This is a genomic window from Bizionia saleffrena (genome assembly GCF_008086175.1).
Taxonomy (GTDB): domain Bacteria; phylum Bacteroidota; class Bacteroidia; order Flavobacteriales; family Flavobacteriaceae; genus Bizionia; species Bizionia saleffrena.
In genome coordinates this window covers 63,219-86,697 of record NZ_VSKM01000010.1, presented here as the reverse complement: position 1 = coordinate 86,697, position 23,479 = coordinate 63,219, and the positions used below count along the sequence as shown (strand labels likewise).

The following is a 23,479-nucleotide window of genomic DNA, read 5'->3' as shown; positions in this document are numbered from 1 at the left end:
ACCTAAAAAGCTACAACGTGATCTTTAGAAGGAAACGGTAAAGATTAAATAAGGGTTAAAAACGGTTTCTATTAGTACTCTTTTACTGCGCTATCTTTTACCACTTTTGTTTTCGATACATAATCGTGAAATCCGTTGTTGGTAAAGACAAACGAAATGCGGTCGAACGGAATTAAGCGACAAAAGGTGCGATTAATAATCTCGCCACTTTTGGGCTTTTCGCCATTTAGTTTTACCACTTTGGTTTTGGTGATAAACTTACCTACCGTTTTTTGAAACTTTAATTCCATAATAGCGTAATAGGCAAGGTAGGTTCCGAAAATGAGCGCATAAATTAAAAATGAAATCATCGATTGGCTAGAGGGGGCAATAAAGTACTCAATGATAAAGCTTCCTATAAATACTATAATTAACCAAACAATAAAATCGATTGTAAAATTTAAAAGACGAACTCCAGAATCCACACTACTCGTTTTTACTTCTTGCGTTTTTACAAGCGTTGCTTTTTCCTTAAGCTCCTCAAATTCGCTGGTATTAATAGCTCGTTTTTCAATTTCAGAATGTGCAGCTTCTATCGCTGTTGCATTGTAATTTGAAGTGTCGACAGTTACTATTTTTATTAATTCTTCATTAGACCTTTCGGACATCACTTTTGTAAATTCGTTTTCCATTAAAAGGATTGTGGTTTTTTGGGATAAGAGATTTCGGCTATTATAAACAACTAATTTAATACATTAAGAGCGAAAAAAAACCGGATTGTGGCGCGAATTTGTAAATGAGTTTCTATATAATGGTATAAAATAGTTGCGGTTATTCAATTTTATTTCGGTTTTCATCGTACAAGCCCACTAACAAACTGTTGCCTTCACTGTCTATTTTTAGACCGCCATATTTAGCATTCTCGTACTTTTCTGCCGTGCCCTCTTGAAAGAAGAAAGATTCGGCACCAATAGTAATACCGTTCCATTGTCTCGCGTTGTATTCTATAAGAAACTCTTTTCTGTTAAGCGGAGTTTTATGGTTTTGGAGACGTACTCTTTTAGCAACTTTGTTATCATCTAAAGTAACAACGCAAAAGCCTCTTTTAGAGCTATCCTCATTGTCGTAATTGTCGTTAAGATTGTCTGAGATGGCATAGCGTAAATCCATATAATCGCCTTGCATTAACGAGCGTGGATCTACTGGGGTTAATTCTAATAAAATAAGCGTTCCATCGGTAAGTAAGGTTTCCTTTTTTACTACAGAATTGTTAAATACTACCAATACAATAATAAGGTTTAGTAGTATGATGATCCATTTATATTTTTTCATTAGAATTTAGCTGTTTTGAAGTGAATAGATAGAGTAAAATAAATACCATTCCAGAAGACAGTAAAAGGATCGACTTGATTAGCAAGGTGAAATGTAAGTCGTAATAATACTGAATTGTAAAATATATAAAAGCGATTATACCGATGGCTAATCCTGTTTTATAGTTAACCAATACGCTTAATAATATAATTAAAAGTGTGCCAGAAATTGCTGGTAAAAATAGGGTAGAGCTTAGTATTAAAGCACTCAATATGTAAATAATTATTTTCGTTTTAGCCTCTGCGATCTCGTTTATTTTAATAATTATGGATATTAAATATAAAATTATAGCGATTATAGCGACAGACGATAGCCAAAGCATTTGCACGGGCTCTGTAGTTAAAATGGTTTCACCAAGAGTGATAAAACCAAATAGCAAAGAGAAAATAAGCGCTGTTTTTAATGGATTATAAAGTTTCGATAGTTTTTTACTTGACACTATTATTTTAGCTTCATTTAGAAAGACATAGGTGAGTAGCAAAGTGCACATTGCAATATATAGATGAACGACAGTGTAAACGTCATTTAAAACGATTAAAGCAAGAAAACCTCCACTAATTATTAATATAGAAATAAATGAAAACATATAATTCTGAGTAACATACAAAGCGCTAAATGCTATTATTATGAATAGCATAACAATAAAATTATAACCTAAATCCATACCGTATAGGCCAAAAGCTAATAGAATAAAACCAATGGCATACATAGAAAAGCTAATCGTATCGATAATAAGTTTAGAAACTGCTTTGTTTATTGCGGTTGCCGCAATGATAAATGAGGCTCCGAAAATTAAAAGCCCTATTTCAGAGTTATATAAACCAGTAATCGCCAGAAAGCCTATAAAGAAAAGTGATGCAAATAAACCTCCAAAAACAGAAAGTACCTTAATCGCTTCACTGGAAGTGTTCTCTACTTTCTGTGTATACTCTTCAAGAATAGCCTCTTCGTTACATTCAAATGTTGCACCTTCCGATAAACGAATCGTATCTAATAAGACCTTTTTATGCGCTAATTTATCCATTTTTTCTGAAGATTGATTAGGTTTTTAATAACTAAGGTTACACTGGTAATAACGAATATGGTAATTAAGAAAAACATACCAAAATCATCAGATAATTTAATGAGCAATGCAGAAATAATAACGATTACACTAAACGGAATCACTGAGAGATAAAAACCATTTCTTGCTTTTAATCCGTACCATATTCCTGCACTATAAGCTAGTAGACTTACTGTAAGTAATACAAATAAAGTACCTTTAGAGTTATCGAATAAACCAAAACTAATACCAATTGTACTTGAAGTAACAACGGCCAATGCTAAGCTATTTGTAAACCAACGTGGCGGCTTTAAGGCGTTATTAATTTTGTTTATAAATAGAGTTGCTATTAAAAACACACTATTACAGGAGAATAGTAAAGTCGTTATAAAAACAAAAGACCAGTTATGTGCTATTTGTTGCGAATATAATACGATTGTGGTGTTTGTTAAGAGGATGAAAATAAGCCACAAAGGAGCGAAATTTGAAACAGCAACCCACAAGGTTATAAGTAAAGTCCAACCCAGAAAAAAGTCGTACGCATTAGCTCCTGTTTGATAAATCTGACCAAAAATTGCAAATAAAACACCTACTAACATTGCTGCGCCAGTTAGTATTATGTTTTTAATATCATGACTTAATTTAGAGAATAAAATTACTAAAGTAGTTGCGGTTATTAAACCTTCAACTAATCCAATTTTAAAGAATTTATCGAGGTGCGCCCAATTGTAAGCAAAAAAGAAAATAATTCCTGCTATTGTAAAGCTAACGCCTAAACTGATAAAGAATAGTCTAAGGAACTTCTGCCAAGCTTCTTTAGTGCTGTAGATGTTTTCTTTAAGCGTTTGGTCTATGTTTTTTACAGACCAATTACTATGTCGACTTATTATTTGGATGTCGTCTCTTTCAATTTTTGCCATACGTTTAATTATTTGGACCGTTTTATTATACCGCCACAGTGTGATGTGTTATGAGTATCAATTTTTATATAAAAAAAAACTAGACGTCACAACAATGCTGTTCACTTTGGTAAAGTATTAAAACAGGTGTTTTATATATGTCGTATCTAAATTTTTGTTGTCTTTTGCCTAAAAGAGGTATAAAAACGATTTTGCAATAGCACAAATTATAACCACGACAAAAATTATAGCACCAGCAATTATTTGAAATTTTAAGTAATTGGAGACGGTATCCCAAAACGAATTATTTTTCATAGTTTAGAGTTCATAGTAGTGCCTTTAAATTATATAAAGATTGTTTTTTTTGATGGATTCTTGATGTTTTTTTAGCATCATTTCATTCCTATTCAACGTGTCTAAAACTGTAAAAATGCCGTTAAAAACAGACGTGTAAAAATGGTGTACCATGTTAAATACTAAACTGATGGATTTCGTTTATCGACTTTAAATTTTCTTGAATATTTCATTTTATTACCATAATAATTACCTTCTAAAACCACGCGCCAAAAAATAGAAACATCCTTATAGTTTACCGATTGTAAGCCACTTTCTTGAGGGTAATTGAATTGTATGGTAGAGGTGTCTCTAAAATCTGTTAATGGTTTTTTATGCGATGTAAAGATGGTTTCTATAGCGGTCGACGTTGATGAGCCTCTAGAATCTGTGACTTCTTCTATAATTTCATAATAGAGCGTTTGGTTAGATAAATTAAATTTCTTGGTTTTGTAAATTTTGCAATAAAAGCCGTCGTCATTTTGTAACGTTTCTAGAGATACTTTTCCCAGCGCACCTTTAATAAATTGATTACTAACAAAAACTAAAAGAAAAACTAAAATAACACCTAAAACTATATATAGAGTATTAAAATCGGGTATATAATAGCTGTATATAGCGCCAAAAATTAAGATAAAAATTAAGGAGATAAACAAATTGGTCTGCAAATAAAACTTCTCCTTAATTTCAAATACTTCATAAGGTCTGTTTTTGTTTTCGAAGTTAAAATAATGCGTGGTTTTTATTTCATTTTTAGAGCTTACTACCGCTTTTATCTTGGTAAATGCGCTTCTTTCTATTGTACTGCTATCGTTTTCATTAATAGCCAGTATAATGTCGCAACTATAAGAAAAGCTCACGTTTTTACCGCTGTAGGATTCTATGCTGTCCGCAGGTAAATCAAAAGAAAAAGGAAGGGTATACGTTTCCTTTTTATGTAGAGCCTGGTCGTGTGCCAATTCTATAGTTAACACGTGTTCCTTTTGACTCGTCATTCGGCCTCTGGCTTCAAAATAAATCATTCCAGTAATTCCATCGGCGTGAATAGTTTCCGAAGCCAAAATAGTGCAGTAACCCGATACCACGTTTGCCGTAGACACGCTTTCTATTATAAACTCTTGTGTAAAGATCGTTTTAGTCATTGATAGGTTTCGTAAAGATGGTTAATAATTGCTCTGTAATTGTCTTTAAATTTTTTTATTAATACCGTGGAATCCTTTACCGAAAATAGATTCTCGCATTCTAGACCTTCAGGCGTTGCTAAAAGTAAACGTTTATTTAGTATCAGCTGAAGTGTTTCTGGTTCAATCCCGTTAAATTGAAACGAATATATCTTTTTTTTAGCAATTAAACACTCCCATTTTCTGGTGTAATGTGTGGTGTAAACGATGGTTTTCTTCTGTTTAAATAATTGTAAGCGTTCCTTAATTTTTAAATGATGAATACTATCTATGAAAAGAATTTCTTTAGTATGGTTTAGTACTTCTGATGCTGAAGATTTCGCATTAAGAAACACGATAGGGAACTCTTTTAACTGTTGGTGCACAGACCTTAAATGTGTCGTTTTTCCGCGGCCTTGTTTCCCTAAAAACTCAATAGTAAGTAATTCTTCGGGTTGTTTAATTTTTGAGATAAGGGCTTCCATATTAAATCGCGGCACGAGAACTGCGTTGATATCCTCGGCTAATAGACCAGAAAACGGATTGTATGTTAAGTTGGTTTTCAAAGGGGGTATTTTATAAAAAGAATCTTAATTTTTTACGCGTTTTCCATCTCTCGAAATGCGATACCAGTGCTCACTTTCCCAAGCCGTATATTCACCATCGTTAACTGTTTTGCAAGTGTTGGATACTTTTGCAAAGTGGCCTTCAAACGGATAAGCACATTCAAATTGAGGTTCTATTATAACTTCTCCTTTGGTATTGGCATAACCAATTTTTCCGTTTTTAAGGATTCTAAACAATCCGCTTTCTACAAAATCAGGACCATTATCGTATTTAAAAACCTCAAATATTTCATTGGCATTACGATCAATACCCAAAATTCTTCCCGTTTCTTTTTCAACGACCATTCCTAAATCGCGAATGGTGTCGGTAAAACAATAATCGTATTTTCCCACAGGAATAATTAAATCTCCTTTAGAATTCATATAGCCTGAAGACGCTCCGGTTTTATCAGAATTACTCAAGCTAAATTTTACTAAGTAATAGTCTTTGTTCGAGGTGCAAGCCACCATAAGGCATATAATAACAATTCCTGCAATGCGTTTTTTCATATTATTTTATAATTTAAGGCACCTAAAATAGATGACTATGGGTGTGCTCTTTAAAATAAGGATTCAAAATTATTGGTTCCCTTTTAATGCGGGTTAATTAGCGGGTTCAATATAAGTAATAGTTACTTTAAATTGTTGTAAAATACGCAACGAAGAGTGTTTTCTTCACAATGACTGTTGGAGATAGTAAATAGATATACTAGGTTTCATTTTTTTAAGCACTGTGACGCTTATATTACTATTTTGTTTTTATTATTTGATAGATAAACCTTTATAATCGGGTATGTAATGGAATTTATTAAAGTATCTTTGCCGATTATTACTCATTTTCGATACTAATGATCTCTTTATAGCACTGTGGCCCATTGCTAAGAATTTATTTTTGACTATTTTGAATCGATCTTTTATCCATTATATTCAGTTAAAAAAGTAGATTAGTCGTTTTTACTTCTTAATCGAAAACAATACAATTATTTATGAGCACAGATATTACTATTAATAAACCTGCACCTTTTGTTCCGGAAAAACGTTTAGAATTATTTAATCGCGCGACAGATGTTAAACTAACTATAAAAGCTTTAGAAGCAGGGAAACATGTTTTAATTACCGCTTTTTATAGCAATGGATTGGTGCTTCTTAAAGCCTTACAAGACCATCTTAAAAAGCAGTTTCCTAATAAAACATTTTTAGAGCAGCGCAAATACCGATCGGAATACCGAAAACTATCGAATCTTATAGTCATAGAAATTGCAGATCATAAATTAATAGTAAAAAAAGCACCGGTAATTGGTTGGTTGGAAAGACTGTATCCTGAAACTTCTAATTTTTTATTGACTTTTCCACAAGTACAAGGCTTAAACAGCTCTTGGCAATGGTACGAAAAAGGGGTGTTAATTCCGGTGTTAAGAAATAAATTACACCCGTATTACGGCACGTACGTGCCGACTCGTTTTGATCATTTAGAGTTGTTCGATAATTGGTTGAAGCGCTATGAAGGAGCGAAAAAAACAGCGATCGATGTTGGGTTTGGTAGTGGCGTACTGTCTTTACAACTCGTAAAACACGGATTTCAGAAAGTCTTAGGAACCGATATTAACCCGAATGCCGTGGTAGGACTAACTGAGTTTATGGGCGACACGAAGTTATCTCGTAAAATAGAATTAGACCACGGATCTCTTTTTGGTAAATTTGAGCAGCAGACAGAACTGATTGTTTTTAATCCGCCGTGGTTACCAGAACCTCGCAGGGTGGATGCTCTTGATGAAGCTATATATTACCCTAAAAACTTGTTTCCTGATTTCTTTAAAGGTGCCAGGGAGCGTCTTTTAGACGATGGTCATTTGGTACTGCTTTTTTCAAATTTGGCTCAAATTACTAACGTTACCAAAGAGCATCCCATCGAAAGGGAGCTTGCGGAGGGCGGACGTTTTAAATTGCAACACTGTTATAAGAAAAGTGTGCGAGGCGCTTCAAAACAAACAAATCGCGACCAACATTGGCGTTCGGAAGAAGAAGTGGAGTTGTGGGTGCTTGTAAAAAACTAAGACTGTTATTGGTGGTTTTACCCACAGTATCTCCCGAGGTTTTGCTTCGGGTTCTACATTTAGATACTTAAGTTTTATGAAGAATTAAGAACTATAGCAATTTATTTTTTAACGTTATCCCTTTTCTTAAGCACACCTAATAGTTGCCCAATTCCAATTCCAAAATACGTTCGGTCTTTGTTTATTTGCACCATTGGCGATAGACTAAGTCCGTAGATTCGCGTAAATGGGAATTCTATTTTTGGGTTAATAATAAGACTTAGTGTTCGGTAACGATGGTATTGATAACTGTAATTTTTATCTAACAGGTAGGCTGAATCTCTTTGCCAATTTGTGGCCTCTTTTATAGTAGTAAGGCCTATGCCCATAGAAAGATTTAATCTAATACTCCCTTTGTTATTTAACTTAATAATCCGTCCAGCTCCTATTTGGTAATTTTCCATAGTATCGAAAGGGCCAATTAATCCAAGCGTAAAGAGACCTGGAAAACCCCTGCTAAAATCATCAGGTTGCCGTTTTGGTTTTCGCAAATTTCCAGTATACCCAATTTTAAAGGAATAGGTTTCGTTGTAAATGTAATTTGCGTTGAGATCAATTCCTATATAATTTCCTAAGTTATAATCCATTGATAAATACAACGCATTGTTTTCAGACCACTGCGCATTTACCGACGGCACAAAAATAGTCAATGTAAAAAGTAGTAGTAATTTTTTCATAGGTTTTAGTCCCTTGGGGTGAATTATAATATATAATACCAGCGGAAATATTAAATTTAATGGAAGCTAAGCGAATACAGCTAAATTGAAATGTTTTCTATTGTAACCGTATACTATCTAAAAATAACGTAAAAGATTCCTCTCTTTTATTACCAATTAAAAAACCAATTTCTTCAAAAGATTCTGCCGAAAAATTAGTCATCTCTAGCGTTCTTCCGCGAAAGGAAGGATACAAGTCTTTTAAAGGAATACTAATGTCTTCCCATTCTCCCGATGTTTTAAAAGTCGTAATATAAGAATGGACATCTGTCGCTTTTGTTTTTACTCTAAACTGATAGGTTTTTCCATCACCGCGAAGTCTTAAAACAATATTCGAAAATCCTTCTACGCTAGTTTTCTCTGTATTGAAACGCAAAGACGAAAAACCGCCATTATTTTTTAAAGAGACGCTGCCAGTGAAAACACCGTTGCCATCTTTGTTGAGAGAGAAAGTGCCGTTAGAGCGCCCTCCCATAACGACATCATCTACTACGCGCCAGTTTGTAATGTTGGAAGATGTATTAAAATTGAAAATTATAGCCATTGTTTGTGTGGTTGTTAAGATTATAATATACAGTAATAATTTCATAGTAGGAGTTGTTTTTGCCTTTTGTTGTGTCTTTCTTAAATAAAGTAAACAACAATTGAATTGCTAACTAAGATAAAGAAAATACCGTGACCCTAAATTAAGGTGTCGGCGTTTATTATTCTATAGCCGTCCCCAAAGCGACCAATGCTTTAAAATTATTTAAAAAAGGTATTCAGTCTATTTGTAAACTTTAGTTTATTACCCATTTAAGCGGTGTTAAATTAATGTATAGCGACAAATTATTAAAGACTAATAATTAACTATTCGGTAATTATATTTTAATGAGGTGCTAACTTTCTTTAGGGGAAAAAGAACGGAATTTGCATAAAAAACTATGGAATTATTCTTATTAAGTTTTGGTGCCTTATTCTCGATTATGAATCCTTTAGGAACTGTACCTGTTTTTGTGGGGTTAACGCAAGAACACAGTAAAAAGGAGCGCGCTATAACGGCCTTTTGGACGGCTTTAAATGTCTTTGTTATTTTGCTTTTATCATTTTTTGCGGGCAAGTATATCTTGTCCTTTTTCGGAATCAGTTTGAATGCGCTTAAAATTGCCGGCGGACTTATTATCGCGTCCTCTGGTTTTGCTTTGTTAACAGGGAAATTTGGAGAACATAAAGGAATGAAACGCGAGCGTGTGCAAAAAGATATACATTCGCGAGATTCTATATCGTTAACACCGTTATCTATACCAATGCTGGCAGGGCCTGGAACTATCTCGCTCTTGATCGCTTATAACCAAGAATATCAGAAAATATATGAAATATGGACGCTTTTAGGAGCGATGCTTTTAGTCACGATATGTATTTATGTAATACTAAAAAGCGCCCATTTCATCGTTAAATTCTTGGGCGCTTCTGGTATTAATGCACTTTCCCGAATTATCGGGTTTATCGTTATCGCCATAGGCGTAGAGTATATTATCGCCTCGGTGGTCGATATATTGTCTCGTATCGCTCTATAACGGAATATTTCCGTGCTTGCGTTTTGGTGTTTCGATCTGCTTGTCTTCTAGCATAGCGAAAGCTTTTATTAACTTTCGGCGGGTATCTTGTGGTAAAATAACTTCGTCTATAAATCCACGTTCTGCGGCACTGTACGGATTTGCAAAAAGAGCGGCATATTCAGCTTCTTTTTCTTTCCATTTGCCGTCGCTATCTTCGGCTGCAGAGATTTCTTTCTTAAAGATAATTTCCGCTGCTCCTTTAGCGCCCATTACTGCAATTTCAGCACTTGGCCACGCATAGTTCATATCGGCACCAATGTGTTTCGAGTTCATTACATCGTAAGCGCCACCGTAGGCTTTACGTGTAATAACGGTAATACGAGGTACAGTTGCTTCACTAAAAGCATACAATAATTTTGCTCCGTTAGTAATAATTGCGTTCCATTCTTGATCGGTTCCCGGTAAAAATCCAGGCACATCTTCTAAGACTAGTAATGGAATGTTGAAGCAATCGCAGAAACGGACAAATCGTGCCGCTTTTGTTGAACTATCAACATCTAAAACGCCGGCTAAATATAACGGCTGATTGGCAACAATACCAATGCTTTTCCCGCCCAACCGTGCAAAACCGACCACTATATTTTCTGCAAAATTCTTATGAATTTCGTAAAACGAGTCTTCGTCAATTATACCGTTAATAACGCTGTGCATATCGTACGGTTTATTTGCGTTATCAGGAATTATATTTGCTAATACCTCGCGCGTTTCCTCTTTTAATTCAAAAGGAAGGGCTTTCGTTTTTTCGGTATTATTCTGAGGAAGATAGCTCATTAATTTTTTAACATCTTCCAAACATTCAATATCGTTAGCCGATGTAATATGAGTTACTCCCGATTTTGTGGAGTGTGTGCTCGCACCACCCAATTCTTCAGAGGTTACGGTTTCGTTAGTTACCGTCTTTACAACATTTGGGCCTGTTACAAACATATAACTGGTATTTTCTACCATAAGTGTAAAATCGGTCATTGCTGGCGAATACACGGCACCACCGGCACAAGGTCCCATTATGGCTGAAATTTGAGGAATTACTCCCGAAGCTTGAACATTTTTGTAAAAAATATCGGCATAACCACCAAGCGAGCGTACTCCTTCTTGAATACGCGCACCACCAGAATCATTAAGTCCGATAATGGGAGCACCTACTTTTACTGCTAAATCCATTACTTTACATATTTTTTCGGCGTGCGTTTCAGAAAGTGAGCCTCCAAAAACGGTGAAATCTTGGGCAAAAACATAAATCAATCTTCCGCTTATTGTTCCGTAACCTGTAACAACCCCATCACCATAAAACTGCTGATTTTCCATTCCGAAATCTTTAGTTCGGTGTGTGACTAACGCTCCAATTTCTTCAAAAGAACCATCGTCTAAAAGGTAAGTCACCCGTTCGCGTGCTGTTAATTTCTTTTTTTCGTGTTGTTTATCTATACGTACCTGTCCGCCACCCAAGTGAGCTAACGTCAGTTTTTTGTTTAAATCTTTAATTTTAGAATCCATTTTTCTAAGTGTATTTTAAAATGCGCGCTTAAAAGCACATTGCATTGTTTTTTATTGTGATGAGCGCTTATTTCGTTGGTACGCGTAGCACTTTTTGATCTTCAATATATTGTTTCAGAGCTATTTTCGCGGCTATTTTTGCTTCATTCTCTTGTTTTGCTTTTATAGCTTCTGGCGAATAAAACTGCTTAACGAAATGCGTATTGAAATGCCCTGAGGTAAACGCTTCGTGTTGGCAAACAAAAGCACCAAAAGTTAAAGTGGTCTGTATGCCTTCCACTTTATACGCGCTAATGGCTGTACTCATTAATTGAATAGCTTCAGCTCTTGTGTCGCCATAGGTTATTAATTTGGCCAACATTGGGTCGTAATAAATAGGGATATCCATTCCTTGCTCGAAACCATTATCCACTCTAATGTTTTCGCCCACTGGTAATTGGTACACGTCTAAATGCCCCACGCTAGGTAAAAAATCGTTTAATGGATCTTCGGCGTACACACGTAATTCGATAGCGTGTCCTTTAATTTTTAAATCGCTTTGTTTAAGTTGAAGCACTTCATTCCTTGCGACTCTAATCTGCAATTCGACTAAGTCGGTACCCGTAATAAGCTCGGTAACGGGGTGTTCTACTTGCAAACGCGTATTCATTTCTAGAAAATAGAAATTGAGGTCGTCGTCTAATAAAAACTCCACTGTTCCTGCATTTACATAATCGCAAGCTTTAGCTACTTCTATAGCGGCTTGTCCCATCTTCTCTCGCAATTCGGGAGTCAATACAGCGGAAGGAGCTTCTTCGACAACTTTTTGATGGCGCCGCTGTATACTACATTCTCGCTCGAATAAATGAATCACATTACCGTGATTATCGGCCATTATTTGTATTTCAATATGTCGCGGAGAGGCCACATATTTCTCGATAAATACGGAACCATCACCAAAAGCGTTTACAGCTTCACTGATGGCGCGATCCATTTGCGATTCGAAGTCCGCTTCCTTTTCTACCACGCGCATTCCTTTTCCTCCACCACCGGCAGAGGCTTTAATAAGAATTGGAAAGCCAATGGTAGTAGCAATTTTTTTAGCTTCAGGAATATCGGTAATCGCTTCTGCGGTACCCGGAACCATTGGGATATCGTACGCTTTAACCGCTTCTTTGGCTGCTAATTTACTTCCCATTATTTTAATGGCTTTGGATTTCGGACCAATAAAAAGGATGTTATTTTGTTCTGCTTTTTCCGCAAATCCAGCATTTTCAGAGAGGAAACCATATCCTGGATGAATGGCATCGACATTTAAGCTTTTCGCAACTTCAATAATTTTATCGCCTAATAAATAGGATTGATTTGAAGGCGCTTCACCAATTAAAACGGCTTCGTCTGCATATTTTACGTGCGGCGCATTTCTGTCGGCAGTAGAATATACTGCGACCGTTTTAATGCCCATTTTTTTTGCTGTTCGCATGACACGAATGGCAATTTCACCTCTATTTGCTACTAGTAATTTCTTCATCTTAATTTTCAAATTCAATTAATAATTGATTTTTCTCTACGGCATCTCCCGTCTTCACAGCAATAGATTTAATAATGCCATCGCGAGGTGAATTAAATACATTTTCCATCTTCATTGCTTCTAAAATTAACAAAGGATCATTTTCTTTAACCTCCTGACCTTCGCTTACATTTAAAGATAAAATAAGGCCTGGCATCGGTGCTTTAATGTCGTTTATTGTTTTGGACGCTCCAATCTCAAATCCCATTTCTTTAATTAAATCATCGAGTTCGTCGTTTATTTGAACGGCGTAAGTGGTGTCATTGATTTCCACTTTATAACTCTTTTTATTAAAATCTGAAGCTAAAATCTGTGCCTTAAACGAGGTATTGTTCTCAAGAATATGAAACGTATTGTCCGCTGTTTTTAAAGCATCTAATGTTGAAACGCTGTCTTGCGATAACTCAAAATTATAGTTAGAATTGACGCTTGTTTTATATGTTTTACTCATAAAATTGTGTGTATTTCGAACCTTAAAGATAAGGTGTTATTTGGTATTTTTAAAAATGGATATGCTTTGATGTCTTTTTATAGCCTTTCGAGAGAGTAAAACACCTATGATTAATGAAACGAAAGCCCCAACCCAAATGCCTGGAATAAAGTCTATAAACAAGAAGAAATCGTAGGCGCCGTGAAATAAAACAGCTAATAATAAACCGGTTAAATTAAGTACTATTTTGTTTTTTGAAAACTTCGCTTTTCCCATAAAATAGCCCATTAGGATTCCAAAAGTAGCATGTGCTGGTACGGCAGTAAAGGCTCTTAAGAGAGCTGTTGATGCTCCGCCTTCTAAAACATATAATACATTCTCGGTAGCGGCAAAACCCATAGACACCATAACGGCGTAAACGATGCCGTCGAACCGTTCGTTAAATTCTTTTCGGCGTTGTGCAAAGAATAATACAATAAGGTATTTGCTAAATTCTTCTGAAAACCCAACGACCACAAAAGCTTGAATACATTGTTGTACTACATTGAGATTGTCGGTAACCGGTAAGGCGATTTTGAAGACACTATATAGAATAGTCGTTATAAAAATGCTAACTATAGCGCCCAATAGAAATGAAATGAGAAGTAGCCATTTCGGCTCTCTTTCATATTTATCCTTACTATAAATATAAATAATGATTATAAAAATAGGGGCGAGGGCTAGTAGAAGTAGACTCATTTAGTTGCTGCGTTGTTCTATGGATTTTAAAACCTTTAGGTAGTACCTATAATTTGAAGCCACAAAATGCCCATTGGTTGTACTATGTTTCAATAGTACTTTGAACGCTTCAAAAGTTACTAATTTTAAAGCCTCCACTTCCTCAACTTGAGGTACAAGTTCTGATAGCGGTACTTTCAATTCCGCCATAAAGGTATGGTGAAATTCATTATCGATAATACCATTATTATATGATTTGAAACAGTCAAAAACACCAATTTTATGCAAATCGGAAGTCGTTATTTTCAAGCCAATTTCCTCTTGAGTTTCTCTAATGCCACCATTGGTAATGGATTCGCCAGCATCGACGTGACCAGAAACGGAAACATCCCAAAGTAGCGGGTATATTGCTTTTGATGCTGCACGCTGCTGTAATAATATATAACCGTCTTTGGTGTAAAACCAAATGTGGGCGGTATTATGATACAACCCTTGACTGTGAATTTCAGATTTTAAAGCTGTTTTACCAGTGGCTTCTCCCGTTTGGGTTACAATATCTATACACTCTTCTGTCATATCAAAAAGAGCCTCTAAAAAGAGGCTCGTAATTATTTTTAGTTAAATTCAGCTTCGCTGGCTATTCAAAATAGGAGAACGTTTCGCCGTCTTCAATTTTAAGTAAGGTTTCGTAAATTAATTTAATCACGTTTTCTACATCGTCTCTGTGCACGGTTTCTACCGTTGTATGCATATAGCGTAATGGTAACGAAATTAAGGCAGAAGCTACGCCGCCATTGCTATAGGCAAAGGCATCGGTATCTGTTCCTGTTGCGCGCGATAAAGCAGTACGTTGAAAAGGAATCTTGTTAGCATCGGCAGTATCGGTAATTAAATCACGTAATTTTTGTTGAACTGCTGGTGCGTAAGCTATAGCAGGTCCTTTACCAATTTCGCAATGTCCTTGCGCTTTTTGGTTAATCATTGGTGTTGTTGTATCGTGTGTTACATCGGTAACAATCGCCACGTTTGGCTTAATACGCTCACTAATCATTTGTGCACCACGTAAACCAATTTCCTCTTGTACAGAGTTGGTAATGTAAAGTCCGAAAGGTAATTCTTTCTTATTTTCTTTTAGTAGACGCGCTACTTCAGCAATCATAAAACCACCCATTCTATTGTCTAATGCACGACAAACAAAGTTGTTTTTGTTTAAAATATGAAATTCGTCTGGGTAGGTAATTACACAACCCACGTGTACGCCAAGGGCTTCAACTTCATCTTTAGTTTTACAACCACAGTCAATAAAAATATTATCAGGTTTTGGAGCCTCCTCTTTCGATTTATTTCTAGTGTGAATCGCTGGCCATCCAAAAACACCTTTTACAATGCCATCTTTAGTGTGAATATTTACTACTTTACTCGGTGCAATTTGGTGATCACTACCACCATTTCTTATCACGTAAATAAGTCCGTCGTCATTAATATAATTTACATACCACGAAATTTCGTCTGCGTGGCCCTCAATAACCACTTTATATTTTGCATCAGGATTAATAACTCCTACCGCGGTACCATACGTATCTGTAATAAATTCATCGACGTAAGGCTTTAGATAATCCATCCAGATTTTCTGGCCACCCCATTCGTAACCTGTAGGTGCAGCGTTATTTAAATATTTTTCTAAAAAGTCCATAGACTTCTCGTTAAGAATTGTCTTTTTTGCCATTATTTTTAATTTTGCACTAAAGTAGCAATAAACAATTATACTGACTATTAATTAGTAATTTTGTAACATAATAATTAAAAGTTTGGAACGATTTTAGCGTTTGGTGTTATATGAAAAACATGTTATTTCTATTACTATTTTTTTTACTGTATTCACCGCTATATTTATATGCGCAGATAGTACCCGTAGAAAATGATTCTATTGTATTAGAGTACACGTTAATTGATGGCGATTCTATACCTGTAAATGCTATTAATTTAAATGAAGTAATGCTTTTACACCAATTGCATTTTGGTTCCTCATTAGAGCGTAGAAAGTATGTAATATTACGCCGAAAAACATTAAAGGTTTACCCTTATGCAACACTAGCTGCAAATCGTTTAGAATCGTTGAGTGAACGCTTAAATTCTTTAGAGTCGAAACGCGACAAACGCGTTTATGCCCGAAGAATACATAAGTATATTGAAAGTGAGTTCTCTGAAGAATTAAAAAAATTAACCCGAACTGAAGGTCAGATTTTAGTAAAACTAGTTCACCGTCAAACGGGCAACACCACCTTCGATCTCATTAAAGAACTCCGTAATGGCTGGCGCGCCTTTTGGTTTAATACAACGGCGAGTTTGTTTAGTATTTCACTCAAAGAAGAGTTCGACCCCGTTAATGTTAAGGAGGATTATTATATAGAAGATATTTTGGAACGTAGTTTCCAGAGTGGGAGTTTAGAACGTCAAGAGCCCGCTATCCAATTCGATTTTTATGAATTATCTAATAAATGGTTAAAATAGAAACTAATTAATGCGTATTCAAACCCCTTTCGAAGAGAAACTTAACACACTATCGCACGCCATAACAGCCGTTTTGGGTGTTTTAGGACTCGTGTTTTTAATTTTTAAAGACACCAATAAAACCGATTGGAGTTTGTTTAGTGTCGTTCTTTATGGCTGCTCGATTATTGTGCTGTTTAGTGCTTCGGCATTTTACCATTACGAAAAGAAAGAATCGAGAAAGCATTATTTTAGAATTCTCGATCACATCAGTATTTATATACTCATTGCTGGAACGTATACGCCAGTTGTACTTATTACGCTATCCGATAGTTTGGGGTGGCCGCTGTTTTATGCCGTTTGGGGCATTGCTTTTTTTGGCGTGTTTTTAAAACTGTTTTATACGGGACGATTCGAAGTCTTTTCTACACTTTTATACTTAATAATGGGTTGGCTTATTGTGTTCGATTATACGCGGTTAGCAGAATTAATGCCTACTAACGGATTGCTTTTACTCGCTGCCGGTGGTGCAGCCTATACTTTTGGGATTGTGTTTTATAGCGTCGAAAAAATACCGTACAATCACGTGATTTGGCACCTATTTGTTATTGGCGGTGCCTTGTTTCACTTTTTTATGATTTATTTCTACGTTATTTAGTGACGGTCTCTTTTAGTTCATCATATCGGCAATAATAGGTTTTAATCCTGCAAAGAAGAATTCAACAGCAATAACCATTACAATTAAACCCATTAAACGCATCATTACATTATTCCCTGTTTCACCCAATATTTTAATGATTTTTGACGAACTATAAAGAATAACAAAAGTTAATAACATTACGACAACAATCGATAAAATTAAGACGACTTTTAATTCGATTGAATTGGCGTCTTCCATCATAACAATAGCGTTTGTTAGTGCCCCAGGTCCGCAAATCATAGGAATTGCTAATGGGGTTACCGAAATATCGCTAACATAACTTTTTACTTCCGCCGGATTTACTTTTACTTTTCCCAGTCGTGCTTGCAGCATATCCATTCCCATTAAAAAGAAAATCACACCCCCTACCACTCTAAAACTATCTACAGAAATTCCGAAGAATTTAAAGAGTAATTGCCCCGAAAAGGCAAAAATAACGATAGATATAAACGCCACGATCGATGCTTTTTTTGCTATTCGAGTTCGGTCGGCACTTTCGAGATCTCGCGTCATTGTCATAAAAATAGTCATCGTTCCTAGGGGATTGATTAACGTAAAAAAGGAGGTGAATGACAATAAGGCAAAGGATAAAATATCGTTCATATATGCAATGATAATCAGTTTATAATTAATGCGTTATAATTTTAATGCGCGAAATTAATAAAAAAAGAAGGTTATGAGAACATAATTATTGGATTAATATAAAAATCTACTGTGAGATAAAGGATTTAGTACTGTCAATTTATTAATTTCGCCATCTTAAAATAAGAATATGATTACAGTAGATAATATAGCCGTTGAGTTTAGCGGAACAACGTTGTTTAAAGATGTGAATTTTGTCATTAATGAAAATGACAAGATTGCTTTAATGGGGAAAAATGGCGCAGGAAAGTCGACAATGATGAAAATTATTGCGGGTGAACAAGCAGCGACTAGAGGTAAAGTAGGATGCCCTAAGGAGACGGTAATCGCTTATTTACCACAGCATTTATTAACTGAAGATGATTGCACTGTTTTTGAAGAAGCAGCAAAAGCATTTAAACATATCTTGGATATGGGCGTTGAAATGGATGCTTTAAATAAAGCACTCGAAACGCGAACCGATTACGAGAGTGACGCCTATATGTCGATTATTGAAAAGGTTGCCGACTTAGGTGAGAAATATTATGCATTAGAAGATATAAATTACGATTCTGAAGTAGAAAAGGCGTTAAAAGGATTAGGTTTTAAGCAAGCCGATTTTAAACTACAAACCAGCACATTAAGTGGTGGGTGGCGTATGCGTATTGAACTGGCTAAAATTTTATTACAAAAACCAGATTTAATTTTACTAGATGAGCCTACCAACCACATCGATATAGAATCGGTACTTTGGCTTGAAGATTTCTTAGTCAATAAAGCAAATGCTGTAATGGTTATTTCTCACGATCGCGCGTTTATTGATTCTATTACCAACCGCACAATCGAGGTAACAATGGGACGTATTCTCGATTATAAAGCGAATTATTCGCATTACTTGCAATTACGCGAGGACCGTAGAGCGCATCAAGTAAAAGCGTACCAAGAACAGCAAAAATTTATTGCCGATAATAGGGTGTTTATAGATCGTTTTAAAGGCACTTATTCTAAAACCAATCAAGTAACTTCGCGAGAACGTATGCTCGAGAAGTTAGAAATTATTGAGGTTGATGAAATTGATAATTCGGCATTGAAATTAACCTTTCCACCAGCGCAACGCTCTGGAGATTACCCGATAATAGTCGAAGAATTATCAAAAAAATACGGAGATAAAATTATTTTTAATGCGGCTAGTTTTTCTATCGCTCGTGGCGAGAAGGTGTCGTTTGTAGGACGGAATGGTGAAGGTAAATCGACAATGATTAAATCTATTTTAGGTGACATCGATTTTAATGGTACGTGTACTATTGGACACAATGTAAAAGTGGGCTATTTTGCACAAAACCAAGCGACCCTTTTAGATCCGGAATTAACAATTTTTCAAACGGTAGATTCGGTTGCTAAAGGTGATATGCGTACGCAAGTGAAAAATATTTTGGGGCGTTTTATGTTTAAAGGCGAGGAGATTGATAAAAAAGTAAGTGTGCTTTCTGGAGGAGAAAAGACACGTTTGGCGATGGTTAAATTATTATTGGAGCCTGTAAACGTTTTAATATTGGATGAACCCACAAATCACTTAGATTTAAAATCTAAAGATGTTTTAAAAGAGGCTTTGAAATCTTTTGATGGCACTCTAATTTTAGTTTCTCACGATCGCGATTTTCTACAAGGTCTCTCTCAAAAAGTATTTGAATTTAAAGACCAACGTGTCATTGAACATTTCGAAACGATTGATGCCTTTTTAGAGCGCAATAGAATAAAAAGTATTAAGGATATGGATTTAAAAATCTAATGTACCGACCTTTATTTCAGAAATTCCAATACCATTCAATTACTATATATAAAAGGGGCGCTGTGCGAACTTCGTCCCTTTTTTGTTGACTGTTATGGCATTGTTTTAATCATTTCAATAGCCTCTTTTACACCTAGAGTCGCTGCTTTAGCAATTACGGTGAGGTGCTTAGAGTTTTGAATATTCGGATTAGGATCTATAAAATAAACGGGTGTACCGTCGGGGATGTAATGCCTTAAACTTGCCGCAGGATAGACTTGCATCGAGGTTCCTACTATTATTAAATTTGTTGCCGAATTACAAATGGTCATTGCGGTATCGATCATTGGGACTGCTTCTCCAAACCAGACGATATGCGGTCGGAGTTGTTCGCCCGCGTCATTATAATCACCGCTATTTAAATCGGTTGTCCACGATACTATGTCGTTTTCATTATTGATGGATCGTGCTTTTAGTAATTCACCGTGTAAATGAATCACATTTGTGCTTCCGGCACGTTCGTGTAAATCATCTACATTTTGAGTAATAATGGTCACTTTGTAATCGGCTTCTAATTCAGACAAATCAAAATGTGCTACGTTCGGTTGTACCTCCAATAATTGTCTTCGGCGCTGATTGTAGAACTCTAAAACTAAAGCAGGGTTTGCTTCAAAACCTTCAGGCGATGCGACGGCCATCACATCTTGGCCTTCCCATAATCCATTAGCATCTCTAAACGTTTTAAGTCCGCTTTCGGCACTAATACCAGCGCCAGTCAATACGACGATGTGTTTCATATTAATTTATTTAATAATGTTTAAAGATATATTAATTTTTATTCTGTTTAAAAGGAATTGAACAATACAAAAACATTGTTTAATTTAGTACTCTGAAAAAATATAAAAAGACTATGAGAAAATCGCTATTAAACCTACTCTTTATGTGCCCCCTTTTATTATTTGTTGCCTGTGGAAACGATGATGATGCACCAATTCCTGAAGATATTGTGACACAATTGGCAAGTACAACCTACGATTTAGGTGCGGCATCAGATTTAGCTATTCAAGGGTTTATTACTGTCATTAAAAATTCTAATAATACAACCACATTATATATCGAACTTTCGGGAGATTTAAATGCTGCCGACCACCCTGCACAATTACGACTTAATACTGCAGCCGAAACAGGTGCGGTTGCTTTAGAGTTAGAAGCTATTAATAACGAAACAGGAATAAGTAGTACAACAACCAGCGCTTACACTTATGAGGACCTCATAGATTTTGATGGCTACGTGAATGTACAATTTAGTAATTTTGAATCTGATGGTCTATTAGTTCAGGGTGATATTGGGCAAAACGATTTAACAACAACTAGTATTACTTACGATTTACTTGAGAAAGATGTTTTGGGTGCTTCGGGTAATATTACTTTTACAAAGCGCTTAAATGGTGAAGCTTTAGCGGTTATTTCATTAAACGGAACGCCGTCCGGAGGGATTCATCCGGCTCATATTCATAGTAATGATGCTGCTACGACTGGGCCAATTATTTTTACCTTTAATACTGTAAACGGAACGACTGGCATTAGTAAAACCAACGTTTCTGCTTTAAACGACGGCGCGCCATTTTTATATGATGATGTGCTTACGGTAAACGGATATATTAATGTGCATTTAAGCGACAGCCAATTAAATGTAATAGTGGTGCAAGGCAATATAGGTGCCAATAATTAAACACTTATTTTTAACGACGTTAAAACCTGATGCCGCCATACCATCAGTTTATTTATTTTTATTTTATGATTGATAGAGCATTATTACAACATTTAGAAAGTTATTTAACCCCCCACCGGTTGGAGCGTTTTAACTACGTTATCAACAAGCGGACGAAACATTTCACAGTCGCCACCGAAGATGTTTATCAATTACATAACACCAGCGCCGTAATTAGAAGTTGCGATGTGTTTGGTATTCAAGAAGTGAATATAGTTGAGGAAATAAACTCTAAGCGTATTGATAGAGAAATCGCGATGGGAGCACAGAAATGGGTAGATTTAAATCGCTACCATTCTATTAAAGACTGTATTGCCGATGTAAAAAGTAAAGGATACCAAATTGTGGCAACGACACCGCATACCGACGATTGTGAACTTCACGATTTTGATGTGACAAAAAAATCTTGTTTTTTCTTCGGAAGAGAAACCGAAGGGTTGTCGCAAGAGGTTTTAGATGAAGCCGATGTGTTTTTAAAAATTCCGATGTCTGGATTTACTGAAAGTTTAAATATTTCGGTATCAGCTGCAATTATTTTACAACACGTTACCACAAAGTTGAAAAAGACCACTGTAGAGTGGGGTCTTACTGACGATGAAAAACTACAAAAACGATTAGATTGGTGTACGAAAACCATTAAAAGTCACGAAGAGATTATAGCTCGATTTTATAATAAATAGAATTGAAAGTCTATGTTATATCCTAGTAGAGAAATGTAAAAGCAGTAAATTGTAATAAAATCTACTACTCTTTTTATAGGATTTTTATAGAATTTATTTCCATTAATTTAAAGCGGTTTTATACGTTTTTAAGCAACGTTCTCGTGCTTCTTTATGGTCGACCATTGGTTTTGGGTAGTTAAACTCTTGATAATTTGGCACCCATTTTTTAAGGTATTTATGGTCTTTGTCAAATTTTTCAATTTGTGTCGTCGGATTGAAAATCCTAAAATATGGAGCAGCATCGACGCCAGTACCGGCTGCCCATTGCCAGTTGCCAACGTTGCTGGCGAGTTCGTAATCGTGCAGTTTTTCGGCAAAATAGGCTTCTCCCCAACGCCAATCGATAAGTAAATGTTTACACAAAAAACTACCAACTAACATGCGCACGCGGTTATGCATAAATCCAGTGGTGTTAAGTTCTCGCATTCCTGCATCTACAAGTGGGTATCCCGTTTCTCCATCGCACCATTTTTTAAATTCGGCTTCGTTATTTAGCCAGTCAATTCTATCGTATTTAGGCTTAAATGCGTTTGTAGTTGTTTTAGGAAAATGCCATAATATCTGAATAAAAAATTCTCTCCAAATCAATTCTTTCCAAAAGGTATCGTTGTTTTCGGCTATTGCTTTTTTTAATATTTTACGAATGCTAGCTGTGCCAAAGCGTAAATGCGGTCCTAATCGTGATGTAGCATCTAGGCCAGGGAAATTACGAGTGCTTTCATACGCCTCAATTAGCGTTGGAGTAATAGTATAGGGTGCAATAATTTGCTGAGATTTTTTAAATCCAATATCCGATAAGCTTAGATTTGGTAAGCGTGCGTTTTTTATAAGATTATCTAGATACTCATTTGTATAATAAATAGTTAAATCGTGTGTTTTAAACGCCTCTTTCCAACGCTTCATATAAGGTGTGTATACCAAATACGGTTTACCATCGCTTTTTGTAACGTCATCCTTCTCGAAAATAACGTGATCTTTGTACGTTTTAAAATCAATGTCATTACTTTTTAGTAACGACTCTATAGCAATATCGCGTTCTTTAGCATAAGGTTCGTAATCATGATTGGTAAACACGGTACCGATAGTGTAAGTTTCTATCAGCGCTTTAAAAACACGTTCTGGAGTTCCTTTAAAAATAGCTACACTACTATTATGGTGGTTCTGCAAAGTTTTACGCATTGCTTGTAATGTGTCGAAAATAAACGTAATTCTAGCATCGTCTTCTGGTAGGGGGTCTATTATTTCAGTATCAAAAATAAAGATGGGTACTACTGGATTATCCCCGTTTAAGGCTTCATAAAATCCCACATTATCATCTAATCGTAAATCGCGACGGAACCAAAAAATATTTATAGGCGGCTTCATTGTTAGCATTATTTTGACGAATAAGGACTAGTTTTAGTAATAACTAAGATCATTAT

26 protein-coding genes are annotated in these 23,479 nt (G+C 35.7%); 7 read left to right on the top strand and 19 right to left on the bottom strand.

The window, feature by feature from the left end:
* Positions 1–71: 71 nt before the first annotated feature.
* The 8 genes from ES676_RS10825 to ES676_RS10795 form a co-directional block, all read right to left on the bottom strand.
* Positions 72–671, bottom strand: a complete 600-nt coding sequence (locus tag ES676_RS10825; RefSeq protein WP_148370348.1) for an RDD family protein — start codon at positions 669–671, stop codon at positions 72–74.
* 139 nt (positions 672–810) lie between these two features.
* The gene (locus ES676_RS10820) at positions 811–1,311 is read right to left on the bottom strand and encodes a GDYXXLXY domain-containing protein (RefSeq protein ID WP_148370347.1); all 501 of its coding nucleotides are present in this window, start codon (positions 1,309–1,311) and stop codon (positions 811–813) included.
* Positions 1,298–2,374: a DUF4401 domain-containing protein gene (locus tag ES676_RS10815; protein ID WP_148370346.1), complete on the bottom strand. Its 1,077-nt coding sequence runs from the start codon at positions 2,372–2,374 to the stop codon at positions 1,298–1,300. Before ES676_RS10815 ends, ES676_RS10820 begins: the two co-directional genes overlap by 14 nt.
* The gene (locus ES676_RS10810) at positions 2,362–3,312 is read right to left on the bottom strand and encodes a DUF2157 domain-containing protein (RefSeq protein ID WP_148370345.1); all 951 of its coding nucleotides are present in this window, start codon (positions 3,310–3,312) and stop codon (positions 2,362–2,364) included. The genes ES676_RS10815 and ES676_RS10810 overlap by 13 nt, the downstream gene beginning before the upstream one ends.
* A 168-nt stretch (positions 3,313–3,480) precedes the next feature.
* Positions 3,481–3,606, bottom strand: coding sequence for a hypothetical protein (locus ES676_RS15190; RefSeq protein WP_262712305.1), 126 nt, complete (start codon positions 3,604–3,606; stop codon positions 3,481–3,483).
* Between the two features lie 161 nt (positions 3,607–3,767).
* The gene (locus tag ES676_RS10805) at positions 3,768–4,766 is read right to left on the bottom strand and encodes a hypothetical protein (protein ID WP_148370344.1); all 999 of its coding nucleotides are present in this window, start codon (positions 4,764–4,766) and stop codon (positions 3,768–3,770) included.
* The gene (locus ES676_RS10800; RefSeq protein WP_148370343.1) at positions 4,763–5,350 is read right to left on the bottom strand and encodes a hypothetical protein; all 588 of its coding nucleotides are present in this window, start codon (positions 5,348–5,350) and stop codon (positions 4,763–4,765) included. Before ES676_RS10800 ends, ES676_RS10805 begins: the two co-directional genes overlap by 4 nt.
* Positions 5,351–5,374: 24 nt before the next feature.
* Positions 5,375–5,899, bottom strand: coding sequence for a WG repeat-containing protein (locus tag ES676_RS10795; RefSeq protein WP_148370342.1), 525 nt, complete (start codon positions 5,897–5,899; stop codon positions 5,375–5,377).
* A 476-nt stretch (positions 5,900–6,375) separates the two neighbouring features.
* Here ES676_RS10795 and ES676_RS10790 point away from each other — a divergent pair, with 476 nt between their 5' ends.
* A complete protein-coding gene (locus ES676_RS10790; RefSeq protein WP_148370341.1) occupies positions 6,376–7,443 on the top strand; it encodes a methyltransferase in 1,068 nt (355 codons plus the stop codon).
* Between the two features lie 101 nt (positions 7,444–7,544).
* On the opposite strand, the gene ES676_RS10785 is transcribed toward ES676_RS10790, so the two are convergent.
* Both ES676_RS10785 and ES676_RS10780 read right to left on the bottom strand, forming a co-directional pair.
* The gene (locus ES676_RS10785) at positions 7,545–8,159 is read right to left on the bottom strand and encodes a hypothetical protein (protein ID WP_148370340.1); all 615 of its coding nucleotides are present in this window, start codon (positions 8,157–8,159) and stop codon (positions 7,545–7,547) included.
* A gap of 97 nt (positions 8,160–8,256) precedes the next feature.
* Positions 8,257–8,787 (bottom strand): CIA30 family protein, encoded by a 531-nt coding sequence (locus ES676_RS10780; protein WP_148370339.1) that lies wholly within the window; start codon positions 8,785–8,787, stop codon positions 8,257–8,259.
* 334 nt (positions 8,788–9,121) lie between these two features.
* On the opposite strand from ES676_RS10780, the gene ES676_RS10775 reads away from it, so the two are divergent.
* Entirely contained in the window at positions 9,122–9,754 is a 633-nt protein-coding gene (locus tag ES676_RS10775; protein ID WP_148370338.1) for a MarC family NAAT transporter, read from the top strand.
* Here ES676_RS10775 and ES676_RS10770 read toward each other — a convergent pair.
* The 6 genes from ES676_RS10770 to ES676_RS10745 form a co-directional block, all read right to left on the bottom strand.
* On the bottom strand, positions 9,749–11,290 hold the full coding sequence (locus tag ES676_RS10770; protein ID WP_148370337.1) for an acyl-CoA carboxylase subunit beta: 1,542 nt from the start codon (positions 11,288–11,290) through the stop codon (positions 9,749–9,751). The two genes, ES676_RS10775 and ES676_RS10770, sit on opposite strands and share 6 nt — an antisense overlap.
* A 67-nt stretch (positions 11,291–11,357) precedes the next feature.
* Positions 11,358–12,800: an acetyl-CoA carboxylase biotin carboxylase subunit gene (locus tag ES676_RS10765; RefSeq protein ID WP_148370336.1), complete on the bottom strand. Its 1,443-nt coding sequence runs from the start codon at positions 12,798–12,800 to the stop codon at positions 11,358–11,360.
* A gap of 1 nt (position 12,801) precedes the next feature.
* Entirely contained in the window at positions 12,802–13,290 is a 489-nt protein-coding gene (locus ES676_RS10760) for a biotin/lipoyl-containing protein (protein ID WP_148370335.1), read from the bottom strand.
* A gap of 36 nt (positions 13,291–13,326) precedes the next feature.
* Positions 13,327–14,007 carry a PrsW family intramembrane metalloprotease gene (locus tag ES676_RS10755; RefSeq protein ID WP_148370334.1) on the bottom strand — a complete coding sequence of 227 codons (681 nt, stop codon included), beginning with the start codon at positions 14,005–14,007 and terminating at the stop codon, positions 13,327–13,329.
* The gene (locus tag ES676_RS10750; protein WP_148370333.1) at positions 14,008–14,562 is read right to left on the bottom strand and encodes an NUDIX hydrolase; all 555 of its coding nucleotides are present in this window, start codon (positions 14,560–14,562) and stop codon (positions 14,008–14,010) included.
* A gap of 61 nt (positions 14,563–14,623) precedes the next feature.
* Positions 14,624–15,712 (bottom strand): M42 family metallopeptidase, encoded by a 1,089-nt coding sequence (locus ES676_RS10745; RefSeq protein ID WP_148370332.1) that lies wholly within the window; start codon positions 15,710–15,712, stop codon positions 14,624–14,626.
* A 110-nt stretch (positions 15,713–15,822) separates the two neighbouring features.
* Between ES676_RS10745 and ES676_RS10740 the strand changes: the two genes are divergently transcribed.
* Both ES676_RS10740 and trhA read left to right on the top strand, forming a co-directional pair.
* The gene (locus ES676_RS10740; protein ID WP_148370331.1) at positions 15,823–16,497 is read left to right on the top strand and encodes a DUF4294 domain-containing protein; all 675 of its coding nucleotides are present in this window, start codon (positions 15,823–15,825) and stop codon (positions 16,495–16,497) included.
* Positions 16,498–16,507: 10 nt separating this feature from the next.
* Positions 16,508–17,134, top strand: a complete 627-nt coding sequence (gene trhA, locus ES676_RS10735; protein WP_148370330.1) for a PAQR family membrane homeostasis protein TrhA — start codon at positions 16,508–16,510, stop codon at positions 17,132–17,134.
* 12 nt (positions 17,135–17,146) lie between these two features.
* Here the strand turns inward: trhA and ES676_RS10730 are convergent, their stop codons facing one another.
* Complete coding sequence (locus ES676_RS10730; RefSeq protein ID WP_148370329.1) at positions 17,147–17,779, bottom strand: MarC family protein; 633 nt, start codon at positions 17,777–17,779, stop codon at positions 17,147–17,149.
* Between the two features lie 169 nt (positions 17,780–17,948).
* Between ES676_RS10730 and ES676_RS10725 the strand changes: the two genes are divergently transcribed.
* Positions 17,949–19,586: an ABC-F family ATP-binding cassette domain-containing protein gene (locus ES676_RS10725; RefSeq protein WP_148370328.1), complete on the top strand. Its 1,638-nt coding sequence runs from the start codon at positions 17,949–17,951 to the stop codon at positions 19,584–19,586.
* Positions 19,587–19,678: 92 nt separating this feature from the next.
* On the opposite strand, the gene ES676_RS10720 is transcribed toward ES676_RS10725, so the two are convergent.
* Positions 19,679–20,362, bottom strand: coding sequence for an SIR2 family NAD-dependent protein deacylase (locus ES676_RS10720; RefSeq protein ID WP_148370327.1), 684 nt, complete (start codon positions 20,360–20,362; stop codon positions 19,679–19,681).
* A gap of 113 nt (positions 20,363–20,475) precedes the next feature.
* Here ES676_RS10720 and ES676_RS10715 point away from each other — a divergent pair, with 113 nt between their 5' ends.
* Positions 20,476–21,297, top strand: a complete 822-nt coding sequence (locus tag ES676_RS10715; protein ID WP_148380245.1) for a CHRD domain-containing protein — start codon at positions 20,476–20,478, stop codon at positions 21,295–21,297.
* Positions 21,298–21,362: 65 nt separating this feature from the next.
* On the top strand, positions 21,363–22,016 hold the full coding sequence (locus ES676_RS10710) for a TrmH family RNA methyltransferase (protein WP_148370325.1): 654 nt from the start codon (positions 21,363–21,365) through the stop codon (positions 22,014–22,016).
* A gap of 102 nt (positions 22,017–22,118) precedes the next feature.
* On the opposite strand, the gene ES676_RS10705 is transcribed toward ES676_RS10710, so the two are convergent.
* Positions 22,119–23,423, bottom strand: a complete 1,305-nt coding sequence (locus tag ES676_RS10705; RefSeq protein WP_148370324.1) for a cryptochrome/photolyase family protein — start codon at positions 23,421–23,423, stop codon at positions 22,119–22,121.
* Positions 23,424–23,479: the final 56 nt, after the last annotated feature.